At 46.6% G+C, this 12,768-nt stretch carries 19 protein-coding genes; 3 read left to right on the top strand and 16 right to left on the bottom strand.

Annotation, left to right across the window (positions count from 1 at the left end):
- Window positions 1-92 precede the first annotated feature (92 nt).
- The 12 genes from ABH899_RS19850 to ABH899_RS19795 all read right to left on the bottom strand — a co-directional run bounded on the left by ABH899_RS19850 (window position 93) and on the right by ABH899_RS19795 (window position 6,738).
- On the bottom strand, window positions 93-1,283 hold the full coding sequence (locus ABH899_RS19850; RefSeq protein WP_369999738.1) for a phosphoadenosine phosphosulfate reductase domain-containing protein: 1,191 nt from the start codon (window positions 1,281-1,283) through the stop codon (window positions 93-95).
- A gap of 242 nt (window positions 1,284-1,525) precedes the next feature.
- Window positions 1,526-1,762, bottom strand: coding sequence for a hypothetical protein (locus tag ABH899_RS19845; RefSeq protein ID WP_369999735.1), 237 nt, complete (start codon window positions 1,760-1,762; stop codon window positions 1,526-1,528).
- Window positions 1,763-1,933: 171 nt separating this feature from the next.
- Window positions 1,934-2,089 carry a hypothetical protein gene (locus ABH899_RS19840; protein ID WP_369999732.1) on the bottom strand — a complete coding sequence of 52 codons (156 nt, stop codon included), beginning with the start codon at window positions 2,087-2,089 and terminating at the stop codon, window positions 1,934-1,936.
- A 188-nt stretch (window positions 2,090-2,277) separates the two neighbouring features.
- Window positions 2,278-2,481 carry a hypothetical protein gene (locus ABH899_RS19835; RefSeq protein WP_369999730.1) on the bottom strand — a complete coding sequence of 68 codons (204 nt, stop codon included), beginning with the start codon at window positions 2,479-2,481 and terminating at the stop codon, window positions 2,278-2,280.
- Window positions 2,478-2,768 carry a hypothetical protein gene (locus tag ABH899_RS19830; RefSeq protein ID WP_369999727.1) on the bottom strand — a complete coding sequence of 97 codons (291 nt, stop codon included), beginning with the start codon at window positions 2,766-2,768 and terminating at the stop codon, window positions 2,478-2,480. Before ABH899_RS19830 ends, ABH899_RS19835 begins: the two co-directional genes overlap by 4 nt.
- Before the next feature lie 98 nt (window positions 2,769-2,866).
- Window positions 2,867-3,670, bottom strand: a complete 804-nt coding sequence (locus ABH899_RS19825; RefSeq protein ID WP_369999724.1) for an ATP-binding protein — start codon at window positions 3,668-3,670, stop codon at window positions 2,867-2,869.
- The gene (locus ABH899_RS19820; RefSeq protein ID WP_369999721.1) at window positions 3,570-4,607 is read right to left on the bottom strand and encodes a replication protein; all 1,038 of its coding nucleotides are present in this window, start codon (window positions 4,605-4,607) and stop codon (window positions 3,570-3,572) included. The genes ABH899_RS19825 and ABH899_RS19820 overlap by 101 nt, the downstream gene beginning before the upstream one ends.
- Entirely contained in the window at window positions 4,568-4,828 is a 261-nt protein-coding gene (locus tag ABH899_RS19815; protein WP_369999718.1) for a hypothetical protein, read from the bottom strand. The genes ABH899_RS19820 and ABH899_RS19815 overlap by 40 nt, the downstream gene beginning before the upstream one ends.
- A 384-nt stretch (window positions 4,829-5,212) precedes the next feature.
- On the bottom strand, window positions 5,213-5,461 hold the full coding sequence (locus ABH899_RS19810; protein ID WP_369999715.1) for a hypothetical protein: 249 nt from the start codon (window positions 5,459-5,461) through the stop codon (window positions 5,213-5,215).
- A 12-nt stretch (window positions 5,462-5,473) separates the two neighbouring features.
- A complete protein-coding gene (locus ABH899_RS19805) occupies window positions 5,474-5,980 on the bottom strand; it encodes an XRE family transcriptional regulator (RefSeq protein ID WP_369999712.1) in 507 nt (168 codons plus the stop codon).
- Window positions 5,981-6,173: 193 nt separating this feature from the next.
- The gene (locus ABH899_RS19800) at window positions 6,174-6,485 is read right to left on the bottom strand and encodes a DNA-binding protein (RefSeq protein ID WP_369999709.1); all 312 of its coding nucleotides are present in this window, start codon (window positions 6,483-6,485) and stop codon (window positions 6,174-6,176) included.
- Window positions 6,486-6,507: 22 nt separating this feature from the next.
- Window positions 6,508-6,738: a helix-turn-helix transcriptional regulator gene (locus tag ABH899_RS19795; RefSeq protein ID WP_369999706.1), complete on the bottom strand. Its 231-nt coding sequence runs from the start codon at window positions 6,736-6,738 to the stop codon at window positions 6,508-6,510.
- 153 nt (window positions 6,739-6,891) lie between these two features.
- Here ABH899_RS19795 and ABH899_RS19790 point away from each other — a divergent pair, with 153 nt between their 5' ends.
- From ABH899_RS19790 to ABH899_RS19780, 3 genes are all read left to right on the top strand, one after another.
- Complete coding sequence (locus ABH899_RS19790) at window positions 6,892-7,254, top strand: helix-turn-helix domain-containing protein (protein WP_369999703.1); 363 nt, start codon at window positions 6,892-6,894, stop codon at window positions 7,252-7,254.
- 76 nt (window positions 7,255-7,330) lie between these two features.
- Window positions 7,331-7,891 carry an ImmA/IrrE family metallo-endopeptidase gene (locus tag ABH899_RS19785; protein WP_369999700.1) on the top strand — a complete coding sequence of 187 codons (561 nt, stop codon included), beginning with the start codon at window positions 7,331-7,333 and terminating at the stop codon, window positions 7,889-7,891.
- Complete coding sequence (locus tag ABH899_RS19780) at window positions 7,884-9,086, top strand: tyrosine-type recombinase/integrase (RefSeq protein ID WP_369999697.1); 1,203 nt, start codon at window positions 7,884-7,886, stop codon at window positions 9,084-9,086. The genes ABH899_RS19785 and ABH899_RS19780 overlap by 8 nt, the downstream gene beginning before the upstream one ends.
- A 98-nt stretch (window positions 9,087-9,184) precedes the next feature.
- Here ABH899_RS19780 and groL read toward each other — a convergent pair whose 3' ends face one another.
- The 4 genes from groL to ABH899_RS19760 all read right to left on the bottom strand — a co-directional run bounded on the left by groL (window position 9,185) and on the right by ABH899_RS19760 (window position 12,748).
- Entirely contained in the window at window positions 9,185-10,813 is a 1,629-nt protein-coding gene (gene groL / locus ABH899_RS19775) for a chaperonin GroEL (RefSeq protein WP_009675226.1), read from the bottom strand.
- A 138-nt stretch (window positions 10,814-10,951) separates the two neighbouring features.
- A complete protein-coding gene (groES, locus tag ABH899_RS19770) occupies window positions 10,952-11,233 on the bottom strand; it encodes a co-chaperone GroES (protein WP_009675186.1) in 282 nt (93 codons plus the stop codon).
- 410 nt (window positions 11,234-11,643) lie between these two features.
- Window positions 11,644-12,399 (bottom strand): twin-arginine translocase subunit TatC, encoded by a 756-nt coding sequence (gene tatC / locus ABH899_RS19765; protein ID WP_009675181.1) that lies wholly within the window; start codon window positions 12,397-12,399, stop codon window positions 11,644-11,646.
- A gap of 43 nt (window positions 12,400-12,442) precedes the next feature.
- Complete coding sequence (locus tag ABH899_RS19760) at window positions 12,443-12,748, bottom strand: twin-arginine translocase TatA/TatE family subunit (RefSeq protein WP_009675193.1); 306 nt, start codon at window positions 12,746-12,748, stop codon at window positions 12,443-12,445.
- Between the last annotated feature and the right edge of the window lie 20 nt (window positions 12,749-12,768).

Raw genomic sequence — 12,768 nt, 5'->3', positions numbered from 1 at the left:
GCCCAAAAAGTGAATACGATCATGGAAATCATGAAAGAGGATTGAGTCGCCGGGAGGCGGCTCTTTCTTTTCCCCTCCCATGTATTTCTGTGTTACACAGTATTTCTTGAATCGTAGTGATGATTCCAGACCATCTGGAAGCCGTTCAAGCCCTTGATCTTTGTCTCAAAATAACGGCCAACTTCCATTGCATCCTCCACCCATGGGCATTCCCTCAAATCCTCTTCCCACTGCTTTTTAATCAGATCGTCCAGCTCTTGCGAGTAAATAAGCTTCTGCGGCTCTACTCCGTGCATCCGAGCAAGATACTCATTGTCTGATTCGGCCTGCTTTACCAGCTCATACAATTTCATTCGGGCCTTAACGGTAAACGTCCCTTTGCCATACTCCAGGATCGTTCCGTCCCTCATTCTACCTGCCTTGTTGCGCTCGTCCTTGTACATTGCGATAAAGGTATTTCTAAGGTCCACATATGGTTGCAACCAGGGATGGGTCTTGGCGAATTCCTTGGAGCTTTTGTCGATAGTCACTACAGGGCATATGATACAGCCGGTTCGAGCACCGCATGGATCGTCGACCTTTTCCCCTGCCCCTGCCCTGCGCTTGGACAGCCCGCATTCACCTGTCGCATCCTTGTAAAGTTGACTGATCTTTTCAGCGTCCCCCCAAGATGTCTTTTCCTTCAGCAGATACGACCAAACGTCATCTAGCGTGAAGTTTACGATCGGCATAAACACGTTGTCCGTGTAGTATTCTGATACCTGCCGACTTTCGATGGACCTACGCCTCTCAGTTGTCTCGCTCAACCGCACTCCCGTAACTTGTATTTCCGGGTTTCGCCGTTTCATTTCTTTCTGGATGGGCTCAATTTTAAGCCGCTCTGTGCACCACCGGTTAACTCTGCTTTTTGGCAGTGGATAACCTTTACCTAGGGTGAGATACATGAAACTTTTTTCCGGAGGAGCAGACACCTCCTTAACTTCCACAGGCAACATATATTCGCGTATGACTCGACCTATCTTCATAAGCTCTTCTTGCTTTAGAGGATCGGTCACTAAGTCTAAACAAGTTTGCGCAGTCAACAGGTAAATCTGTCGTTTGAGTTTGTTTGGATTATGTTTTTTGAGCTGAATCAGTGTTCGGAAAACGATATCTGCCGTTACAGTGGAATCCTTGCCACCACTGTATGAAAGTACCCAAGGCCGATCCACATCCCCGGATGTGTAAGCCTTCATCGTCTCTGCTATGGCGGCCATAGTTTTGAGCTTGTAGTCAGTCACCATGTACCCTCCCATGTATTTCTGTGTTAGATTTGCTTTTTCATTCGCTCATGCCATACGATTTTGCCTATCAGATCCGCTCGGCAGTCACGACACAAAGAGATTGACGACGTTTGGTTTTCATCATTGCCGACACTAATTAGCAAGTTTCCTTCTTTATTCAAGCAAGAGTTGCACCATTTTTTTGTTTCTTCGCACTTTATCACCTTATACACCGTCCTTTATTTAGATGCCCTATAGGGGGATTAATCTGTGACTTCACCTTTAGCCCAGCGCGAAATGGTTTGCAGCGGTAAAAGGTACACGCCTCCCTTTTTGGGTCCGGCTACCTGCATGTATTCGACTCCATCATGTCTCATACGTCCGTTAAAAGGTTCAAACCAGCGTACACCGATACCCATAACCTTCCGGGCACTGTATGACCGCGGCCCTTCTTTACCGTTGTGGTAGGTCTTGCCTACTTCGATTTCATGTGGTGACATCGTTTATCCCTCCATGTGGGTGTTTATTGCCGCAATTAACCCCGATCAATCCGGCAGAATATTTGATATGCTGATCGTAGATAAACGTCTTGAATCGTGGTATAGTTGCCGTAAGGTATTTTGACGATGACCCCGGCTCCTATCCCAAATAGGCCGGGGCATTTTTATTTTTCAGTCCATTACGAAGTAGCCTTTGCCGATCCGCTCGATATCCGTTTCGGTCGCCGGCATTATTACAAAAGCCCGGTCTCCGATCCAGATAATCTCTTCGTCCTTGATCTGAGCAAGGTATGTTTCCATGCTGCTCGATACCATCGCTTGATTCATATTGATTGTCTGCCTCCAAAATTTCATTGATGTCGATCTGCCCTTCTATTGTCGCTTCTTTGATGTGACCGGATTGGAACCATTCTGCCGGAGCAGACTGCCTATATTCCGACCAAACTGGATGTCCCGCAAACCTTTCGGGTCTTTCCGCCTCCGCCGCCGTAGTCCAGACCCAGAAGGTCGCGGCTCTAATCATCGAAGAAGCCATATCCAAAGCGCCTGTCGAAATTTAGCACACCATTGCTGACTACATCGCGGAGTAAAGATTGGAATGTATCCAAACCTCCGGGCTGCACGTAAAGAGACTGGATCAAGCGAATCTCTTCCGGACGGAGCTCTCTCCCTGTAACATTCATCAACTGGTTTACGACTATTTGTGCTTGCTCATTCATACTCTCGCTCCTTCCTCCGTTTTCTTGGCTGCCCTGAAAAATATGTCCCGTGTATGTTGGAATATCTCTAATTCTGTGAATCCCTGGGCTTCCAATTCGGTACCTAACATCAGCAATGCAAAATCAAGATCGCTAACGATACGGTCAATTTCGGATACAAACTCATCCAGGTCCTGCGGCTGCCGGTTAGGTACGCGGTAACGATCATGCTTTTTTCCGCCTATGACCGCCTTGCCAAGCTTGTTGGCGTTGCCGTACCGGGCATATTTATTTGCCGTTACTCCCATGCCGCATCCTCGGCCCTCATATCGCTGATTTCCCATTCAATATCCTGCCGGATCTTTTCGGCCAGTTGCTCAGGGTCTATGTCAAATTCATTCACGCCCTAATCCTCCCTCATGCGGTAATTTAGCTTGAACCGGTCGCCCTGGATGATTACGAGATAATCCTTGCACATGTCGTAAATCCGGCTGCCTAGCGCATCATCATAGTTGCACATGGTACGGATGTCCCGTTCGGACGATATCATGACCGGCAGTTTTTCCATATAGCGATAATTTATAATGGCGAATGCCTGCTCTAACTGGAATTCCGTTGGCTCTCGGCGCCCCTTGAACATATCGTCGATCATCAAGACCTCCGCCTGTTGCAAGGTCAAAATTCGTTCTTTCAGAACCGATAGGTCGTCCTTAATTTCGTTAAAACCTTCGACCCACGGAAAATACTGCACCTTGACTCCCTGCGAGATTAAAGAGTTAGCGGATGCCATCAGCAAATGCGTTTTGCCGCATCCGGGCGGACCCAATAAAGCGATGCTGTTATGCCTGGAAACACTGACTCTGTGGAATTGCTCCGTGTATGATCGGGTACAGTGATAAGCGTCCCGCACCGGCCCCAATACACCCAAATCGAAGTTGTCGAAGTTTTTTTTACGAAACTCGAATGATATCTGGCTGGACCGGAACGCCTTTTCGATCTGACGATCATTGATGCAATCACATTCCTTCCAGTGGTCCATCAAAAATTCTTTGGCCTCTCCTTGGGAAGACATCAGAACAGGCTTTTTAACAAAGTAACCTTGCTCATCCTTACATTTCTCGCACTTGTAGTTCGGCGTTTCGTTTGGTCCGAATCCAGCCGGTTTTATTGCTTTCAGGTGTTCGATCCGAGCGATCAGTTCTTCCGGCATCAGCGTCTCCCGCATTGAGCGCAGCATTTTCTTGTCCTCCTTTCGGGAATGGCTTCACCTTGGACTGATGGCCGCGCCAAGCGTCCAAAATGGCGTTTTCATAATACCCAAAACTATTTGGTTGCTTAAAAGGAGTGATTTCCTTTTTGGCCCTGTCCCTCTTAGCTTCATAGCTCCGTTGCATTACCTGCACGATAAATGGGACCGGTATCTCCAAGTCAATCATTTCCCTCATGCTTCCCAAGTCTCGTTGTGTGAGGTTAAAAGGCATCTTGCCGTGTAATGAGCAGTAGGCATCTTGCAGTTGCAGTAACGGGTCATTCTCAGGCGGCTCTATAACAGTAGTAGTAATATTGTTTTTAATACTGTTTTTAATACTGTCTTTAATACTGTCTTTAGGCACGTCTTCCGCCTTAGAGCCGCAAGGGTTTGAGCCACTTGAAAGTTCCCGTTTCGGTAACTCTTCGGTTACTGTTTCAGTAACTACATGATTACCGTTTTGGTAACCTTGATCTGTGGCGGTTACCATTTCAGTAACTTTTTCAGTAGATTGGAGTTCCTGTTTCGGTAACTTTCTAGCTAGGTTTTGATGGATCAAATTGTTAAATTCTTCTCGGGACCAAGCAGATACCGGACTGACTTGCCATTTTTCATAGTCCTTATTAATGGAAAAAGCAGACTCTTCCTTTTCCCAGACAATAACCCTACATTCAACAAGGAATTTAAGCTCGTTTGTGATATGCGTCTTGCCCACTCCACAAAGCTCAAAATCCTTCAACTTCGGGACAAACGCAGACTTGTTTCGGCATCCATAAGACAACCGTAAAATAAAATACAGGATGTCCTTCTGTCTCTTCGAAAAATTCCGCCGTATTATCTCGTCCCAAAGCTCATTTGCTACGGATATAAATCCGTTTTCGGTTTGAGGATTTGCCACGTTCCTCCCCCTTTTTGATCCTTGCTTAATGCTTGATGGTATTCCCTGAGAGCAAATAATAAGGTAAAGATTGAAACGTACCATGTTTGAAGCTGCAGATCGTCTCCCAACTTCCAGTACACCTGAATTTTATCTTTACCTAGTTCTCGATACGCCAGCGTGAAATAATCCGTTTTTTTGACGATATTAAAGACTTCGCCGTCATAGATGATCGTTTCCACGTTTCACCCCTCCGCAAGATTACTGATGCTTGATCGCATCGTTCGGATCGTCAGCCCCCGAAGGCCCAAGGAGTAGGCCAAGCTCACGATCCCAACGATGAGGCCAAGCGGCCTCTCGTAGCTAACCTATAAGCGCTCTGCGCCAGCAGGCGGAGCAGCAGTACAGCAGCCGACCAATGTAATAGTATTCCTGCCCTCGCCTTATCGAATTGGCACAGCCGATTCGGGCACAGTAGGCGTATGGTTCAGGATCCGGTTTGCTATAATTTGCGATGTCTTCTATAGTCAGCGTTCCCCGGAGGATGGCTACCGTGACGTTTTTACTGGATAGGTCTGCATCGCAGATATGCTCCGTTAAAAATTTCAAGCCTTTGAGCTTATGCTTCATCGCGCTACCTCCTTGTCAGAAGGCGAAAAAACCGTTATACTAGTAATGAACCAAACATTTGTTCTTGTCTCGACATGATCGCCCTGGCCGGCGGTCATGTTTTGTTTTTCCGCTGTAAGTTCCTTTTCGAGTTCTTCTATTTCCTCAATTATGTAGCAATCCCATACCCCGTCCGGCTTCTGAAAATGTAGCATTCTCCGATACAGCATCCGAAGTTCCTCAATGCGCCTTCTTGCTTCGCTCACTCTCGATTCCTCCTAGTTCAAATATTTTTTAGCTTTCAATTCGCGGCGATGTTCTTTCCAGACTGCTATCCAACTGAACGTATATTCTCGGCAGAGTACGGCTACGTAATGAGTTAGTGCGGTTATAGCCTCTATGCACTCCATGATTGTCGTCTGGATCGTATGTATGTCCTTCTCTGCAAGTTGATCTTTCCGCTTGGTGATCGGGACAAGCTTCATGGCTTCGTAAGCTTCCCCGATCTCTTCAAGCGTTTTAAGATGGACACTTGATTTATTCAAGTCTGCGTTGTTAAGCCAGGGTGTGCTGGCCCCGCCCGATACTTCCTCTTGCGCGGCCAGCCCGATCCGTGGATCATCTGTGGCTATTGCCGTCAAACGCATGATGTCCTTCGGAGCCTTTCTTTTAGCTCCCTCAATTTTTGCAAGGCTTGTCCGGTCCAGCGGGACCATCCCGGTAAAATCTTTCTGGGTCAAGTCGTTAGCCTTGCGGTATTCTTTGATCGCTTCGCCAATGCTCAATTCTTACACTTCCTTCTCATTCCCAAATCTGGCACCTAGAGGGCCTTTTATTGGATGAATCGGCACAATCGGCCGTCGATTTGTGGCTGGGAAGTGCGCTACTATGATGTTGTACATAACTGGTGCCGCACCGTTCCCTCTTATATCCCCTACATTTGCCCGCTGCATTGTTCCCCGCGGCGGGCTTCTCCCTCTATGCGCCCTTTCTTTTAGACAACCAATCCGGACTTGAATTTTCGTTGATCCATTCCGTGTGAGCTTCAATCCATTGCATAAACAAACTTGTTACCACCCTCGGATGACCAAACTCCCGAGTAACAGGGAAGTCTTCACGATTCATGAGTTCTGTTGCTTTAGTGCCGCCGATCTCGAGTACATCCATTAATTGAGCTTTTGTCATCAATGGCGGCAAAGTATTTGCAAATTCATGTTTCTGAATTGCTTGTTCAACAGCCATAGATATCATTTTTTGCAAGTGGTCGAGGTCGAACTCAACTTTGATCATTTAACTCCCTCCATTAATCAACTTAAGCAGAAGTCACATCTTCAACTTCGCGTACCGCGTAGCGAGAAGGCAAAAAAATATCTTCTTTCCTTACCCCATACAATTTCGCTAATTCATTAGCTCTTTCGCTTCCTACCTGCCTATGACCATTTTCTATCTGCGAAAGATATCCAACGTTAATCTTTAGTTCTTTTGCGGCTTCTTCGAGACTGAACCCTACGTTCAATCGAGCCATTTTTAAAAGATTTTTCACCTTGTCCACCTCCAATACTTTGCAAAACGCGTAGTTGGTATAATTTGATAATACAACGCATAACGCAAAGTGTCAACGCATAATGCAAAGTTTGTTTACAAAACTTTACCCTTTGCGAAGTGCTGAGGTATAATCTAATTGAGGTGAGGCGCTTTGTACGGGAAAAGGATTCGAGAATTAAGAAAGTCCAAGAATTTAACAATGAAAGAGCTTGGGAAAAAACTCAGCCTTGCAGAATCAACAATATCAGGATATGAGAATGAAACCAGAAAGCCCGATATTGAGATAATCGAAAAAATGGCCGATTTTTTCGGAGTTGATGTTGATGACCTACTCGGCAGAAAAATAAAGAATGAGCAGAATATTGATATAGATGACCCTGAGCTAGGAATCTTGTTTTATGAATTAAAGGAAGCTACTCCAGAAATAAGAGAGAGAGCGAGGGACTTTTTACGGTATCTTAAGGATGCAGAAAAGGATCGTAAGCCAGGAGATAATCAAGGAGAGATACAATAAGTAACAAATATCAGCCCATTCGGGCTTTTATTTTACACAAAAAACGAACATACGTTTCTAAATTTGAGGTGCTTACATGCTTTTCTACTATAAAAAAACTCCACTCGAAGATGAAGTCGAATCAATTTATTTAATCAGCGGAATTTTAAATCCTAACCAATTAACAATTGAAGAAATTGCCCCCAGACTTGGTATATGGGTCTATTTTCGAGATATGGAGACAAGCATTTTTGAACGTGATGGATTATATAGTGTTGTCATAGATAAGAGAGACGACCCCACAATGCAATGGAAGAAGTTTCTTCATGAAGTCTGCCACAAACTGCGTCATGTTGGTAATCAATTCTTATTGCCACCTGAATTGGCGAAATGGATGGACCAAGAAGCAAATAATTTTTCGCAATATGCAGCTATGCCGTTTTTCATGATTAAGGAGATGGAATTGCCTAAAACCGAGAAAGAAATTATCGAGTTATTAATGAGGGAATTTCGTGTCACTTATCATATGGCAGCTCGTAGAGTTGAACAAATAAGGCTTCGTATTTTACAAGGTCGGCTTGATGAAGAATATCGAAAATGGTGTTTAGAAAATCCGACTCCACCTCTACATGTAGAAAGGGGATTTATTGATGCCTAGTTTTCAGAAAGTTGCGGCAAAAAATAAACAGGGGTATAAATGGGTCTGCACTGTAGACGCGCCACCTGATCCAATTACCGGAAAACGTAAACAGATTGCACGCCGCGGAGACACAAAAAAAGAAGCAGAAAATAGAGCTAATAAGGCTTTAGAGGATCAATTAGAATTTGGTATTGATGCCAAAGCATCTAAAAATATGCCGTTTGAAAAAATTGCGTGGGAATGGCTGGAGATTTATGCAAAGGGACCCGTCAAAGAAAGTACGGTACGTGTAAGAAGCAAAGAAATAAAAGTTTTGCTTAAGCATATCGCCGCGGTAAGCATTGATAAAGTAACCAGTAAAGCCTATCAAAAAATTTTAAATGATCTGGATGACCAAGACTACGCCAGAACGACTATTGAAGGGGTTCATGTGACTGCTAATATGATTTTTGAATACGCCCAGCAGCATAAAATGAGGAAAGATAATCCTTGTTCTAATGCAAAAATTCCTGTTAAAAAATTGACTGTAGAAGAAATAGAGAATACCCGCATTGAAGACAAGTATTTTGAGAAAAGCGAGATAGCCGAATTCTTGACTTGTGCGAGAGAACATGGCTTGCCGGGAGATATGGAAAGGTTCTACTTACTCGTATTTTCTGGAATCAGATCCGGTGAAATGTGTGCTTTGAAATGGACAGACTTGGATTTTTTTATGTACGAATTAAATATCACCAAGACTCTATATAACCCAGATAATAATATGAGGAAATATAAACTGACTCCCCCAAAAACAAAAGGCTCCATCCGTAAGTTTCAACTTGATGAAACAATAGTTGATATGCTAAAAGCACTTAAAATACAGCAAGCGAGAGAGAGATTGGCAAATAAATTATTGTTGCCTGAATACCATGATAAGAATTTTATGTTTTGCCATGAGAATGGATATCCGCTTGTACCTAAAAATATTCTAAACAGAATGGCCCGATTACTCAAAAAAACGACGATATCCAAAAAGGCAACCCCTCATATTTTCCGACATACGCATATCAGTATGTTAGCCGAAGCAGGGGTCGATATTAACACGATCATGAAAAGAGTCGGCCACGATGACATGAAAACTACTATGAAAATATATACTCATGTCACTGATAAAATGAAAAAGACCGCAGCTCAAAAAATAAAAAATCATTTCGGAAGCATACTCAATTTTTGATTTTTGCAAGAAATGTGATTTTATTGTGATTTATAATAAAAACAGGCCCCTTGTAGGAGCCTGTTTTTATTGGTATTACAGGGTTTTTGCAACCCTTCTTACATCATGCCGCCCATACCGCCCATGCCGCCCATGTCAGGCATAGCAGGTTTGTCTTTTTCAGGCTTGTCGGCGATAACCGCTTCGGTTGTCAGGAACATAGCCGCAACGGATGCCGCGTTTTGCAGGGCGGAACGCGTTACTTTCGCCGGATCGACGATACCGGCTTCGATCATGTTCACCCACTCGCCAGTAGCGGCGTTGTAGCCGATACCGATCGTTTCTTTCTTCAGACGCTCAACGATTACGGAGCCCTCTTGGCCAGCGTTCGCGGCGATTGTGCGAACCGGCTCTTCCAGAGCGCGCAGAACGATGTTCACGCCTGTTTTCTCGTCGCCATCGGAACCTACAGCGGCAACAGCATGGTACACGCTCACGAGAGCCGTACCGCCGCCTGCTACGATACCTTCTTCAACCGCAGCGCGAGTAGCGTTCAGTGCGTCTTCGATGCGCAGTTTGCGCTCTTTCAGCTCGGTTTCGGTAGCAGCACCGACTTTGATTACGGCTACGCCGCCGGCAAGTTTAGCCAGACGCTCTTGCAGTTTTTCTTTATCGAACTCGGAAGTGGTTTCTTCCAGTTGCGCTTTGATTTGGGAAACACGCGCATCGATGTCTTCTTTGGCGCCGGCGCCATCGACAACGATCGTGTTTTCTTTGGTTACACGGATTTGACGAGCCGTACCCAGTTGTTGCACCGTAGCGGATTTCAGCTCAAGGCCGAGTTCCTCGGTGATCACTTGGCCGCCTGTCAGGGCAGCGATGTCCTGCAGCATAGCTTTGCGGCGGTCGCCGAAGCCAGGAGCTTTGACAGCCACGCAAGTGAACGTACCGCGCAGACGGTTAACGACCAGCGTAGCCAGTGCTTCGCCTTCTACGTCTTCAGCGATGATCAGGAGCTGCTTGCCTTGTTGAACCACTTTTTCAAGGACCGGAAGGATTTCTTGGATGTTTGTGATCTTCTTGTCGGTGATCAGAACGTAAGGGTTCTCCAGAACGGCTTCCATTTTGTCCGTGTCCGTAATCATGTACGGGGAGATGTATCCGCGGTCGAACTGCATGCCTTCAACCACTTCAAGCTCAGTCGCGAATCCTTTGGATTCTTCAACGGTGATAACGCCGTCTTTGCCGACTTTCTCCATCGCTTCGGCGATCAGTTCGCCGACTTCGTCGTCAGCAGCGGAGATAGCCGCTACTTGAGCGATGCTTTGCTTGCCTTCGATAGGCTTCGCAATGCTTGCAAGCTCTTCGACAGCCGCGCGAACGGCTTTGTCGATGCCTTTGCGGATAACCATCGGGTTAGCGCCCGCGGTTACGTTTTTCAGACCTTCGCGAATCATCGCTTGAGCCAGAACCGTAGCCGTAGTCGTACCGTCACCGGCAACATCGTTAGTTTTGGTCGCAACTTCTTTGACAAGCTGTGCGCCCATGTTCTCGAAAGCGTCTTCGAGTTCGATTTCTTTCGCGATCGTCACACCGTCATTGGTGATGAGCGGGCTTCCGAATTTTTTCTCAAGTACTACGTTGCGGCCTTTAGGTCCGAGTGTTACTTTAACTGCGTTCGCCAGAGCGTCCACACCACGAAGCATTGCGCGGCGCGCGTCTTCACTAAACATAATGTCTTTTGCCATCGTTAAAACCCTCCCTGAAATGTTTGATTCTGCTTACAGGTTCATGTGCATCTATATCGATTCCGATAACCGGCCTTCAGCCGAGGCGTCAGGCGGTAAGTATTCAAATGAGTGGCTTAAGTATGTGAATCCGCTAAATTAGGCTAAGATAGCGAGAATATCGCTCTCACGCATAATCAACAGCTCGCGGCCCTCGTATTTCACTTCAGTCCCTGCGTATTTGGAGAAAATAACGCGGTCGCCTTCTTTAACTTCCAGCTCAACGCGCTCGCCGTCTTTCAGCGTGCCGCTTCCAACTGCTACAACTTTGCCTTCCTGCGGCTTTTCTTTAGCTGTGTCCGGAAGCACGATGCCACTAGCAGTCGTCTCCTCTTTCGCAATGGCTTCAATGATAACGCGATCACCCAACGGTTTGATCATGGATAAATAGCCTCCTTCAGTTTAGTTTGTAGTCAATGGATTTTAAGACTTTAGCACTCAAACATCTTAAGTGCTAACAACACTTTTAATGATAATGATTTTGCCATCGTTTTGCAAGTGGGTTTTGTTAAATTTTATTGTTTTTGCCGCAAAAAGCAGAATGGAAGTTGTTCCCAAGGAAACGCCTCACCCATTGTTCCCCGACTGCCGGAATTTCATTCGTCTTGTACACCGATTTTAACGGCCCGGGCGAGAAAACGACTCCAACTTCGTATCCTATGCGCTGCCGGCTCTCTTAAGACGAGGAATACGGCACTTTGCCGGCAGCAACGCGGTCATTCCAAGGAACGTCCAACCCTACCCTCTTTGGCCCCGATTCGAAAAAAAAGGGGCCGTCTTCCGACAGCCCGTTACTTTTGTTCCCCGTATTCCGCTTCCCAGGCCGCGTCCTGGACAAGCTGTTTGCGATAAATAAAGCCCGAAAGCAGGACGCTGAACTCATACAGCACAATCATCGGCAGCGCCACAAGAATAGCGGAGATCGCATCCGGCGGCGTGATGATAGTCGAGAGGATGACCAGAACCATATAAGCGTAACGCCGCATTTTGGCCAGCCGCTTGGGGTTCAGAATGCGCAGTTTAGTCAGAAACATCACCACGATCGGAAGCTCGAACAGAACCGAAAGCGGCAAAATAATGTTAAACATGAACGAAAAATATTGGGCTGCCCCGTAGAGCTCGGTAATTCCCATGGAATGGCTGATCGCCGTCGTAAAGTAAAACGCCATCGGAAACACGACAAAATATCCGAAAGCAAGACCCGCCAGGAACAGGACAACCGCTCCCGGAATGTAGAGAATCGACGCTTTCTGCTCGCTTTCCCGGAGCCCCGGACTTACAAACGCCCAGATGTGGTAAAGGATCACCGGCAGTGTGATGAGCAGAGCCACGACAAAACCGAAGTTCATGTATAAACGGAGCGCATCCCACGGTGAAAATACATGCCACGCGATTTTATCGGCCGGAGGCACGGATTTCAGGAAAAGGATGACGTTCTTGGCGAAAACAAGGCCGATGACGAGGCCGATGATCAGGACTCCCAGCACCCAGAAGATCCGCTTGCGCAGCTCCGCCAGATGCTCGACCAAAGGTTGTTCTTTATCCATGCAGCACCAACCTATCTACGTATAGCTTCACTGAACCGGAACCTTAGTCGGGAAGCCGGCGGGGGTTGTCCGAAACCGCCCGTTCACTGCTCGCCGCCGGTGCGGGAGCGGCTTGCGTTAAAGAGGCCGGCGCGGGAACTTCTTCGGGCGCCGCAGCGGCAGACTTGACCTCGGCCGCTTTCTTGTCCGCCTGGTCATGCTCGGACATCATATCGCGCGCGCCCTTCTTGAACTCGCTCAAGGTACGTCCGAAAGCTCTCCCGAGCTCGGGGAGCTTGTTCGGCCCGAACAGCAGCAGACACACGACGGCAACCAGCAAAATTTCGGTAAAACCTATATTTTGAAACATCCGGAATGTTTCCTCCTTCA

It is taken from the genome of Paenibacillus sp. RC84 (assembly GCF_041260495.1).
Lineage (GTDB): Bacteria > Bacillota > Bacilli > Paenibacillales > NBRC-103111 > Paenibacillus_F.
The sequence above is the reverse complement of the archived record's forward strand: the minus strand, read 5'-3'. Positions and strand labels throughout refer to the sequence as shown.

Coding starts and splice junctions, on each gene's coding strand:
- ABH899_RS19850 (WP_369999738.1), bottom strand. CDS start 1,283: ATGGTGACTGACTACAAGCTCAAAACTATGGCCGCCATAGCAGAGACG.
- ABH899_RS19845 (WP_369999735.1), bottom strand. CDS start 1,762: ATGTCACCACATGAAATCGAAGTAGGCAAGACCTACCACAACGGTAAA.
- ABH899_RS19840 (WP_369999732.1), bottom strand. CDS start 2,089: ATGAATCAAGCGATGGTATCGAGCAGCATGGAAACATACCTTGCTCAG.
- ABH899_RS19835 (WP_369999730.1), bottom strand. CDS start 2,481: ATGAATGAGCAAGCACAAATAGTCGTAAACCAGTTGATGAATGTTACA.
- ABH899_RS19830 (WP_369999727.1), bottom strand. CDS start 2,768: ATGGGAGTAACGGCAAATAAATATGCCCGGTACGGCAACGCCAACAAG.
- ABH899_RS19825 (WP_369999724.1), bottom strand. CDS start 3,670: ATGCCGGAAGAACTGATCGCTCGGATCGAACACCTGAAAGCAATAAAA.
- ABH899_RS19800 (WP_369999709.1), bottom strand. CDS start 6,485: ATGATCAAAGTTGAGTTCGACCTCGACCACTTGCAAAAAATGATATCT.
- ABH899_RS19785 (WP_369999700.1), top strand. CDS start 7,331: ATGCTTTTCTACTATAAAAAAACTCCACTCGAAGATGAAGTCGAATCA.
- ABH899_RS19780 (WP_369999697.1), top strand. CDS start 7,884: ATGCCTAGTTTTCAGAAAGTTGCGGCAAAAAATAAACAGGGGTATAAA.
- groL (WP_009675226.1), bottom strand. CDS start 10,813: ATGGCAAAAGACATTATGTTTAGTGAAGACGCGCGCCGCGCAATGCTT.
- groES (WP_009675186.1), bottom strand. CDS start 11,233: ATGATCAAACCGTTGGGTGATCGCGTTATCATTGAAGCCATTGCGAAA.
- tatC (WP_009675181.1), bottom strand. CDS start 12,399: ATGGATAAAGAACAACCTTTGGTCGAGCATCTGGCGGAGCTGCGCAAG.
- ABH899_RS19760 (WP_009675193.1), bottom strand. CDS start 12,748: ATGTTTCAAAATATAGGTTTTACCGAAATTTTGCTGGTTGCCGTCGTG.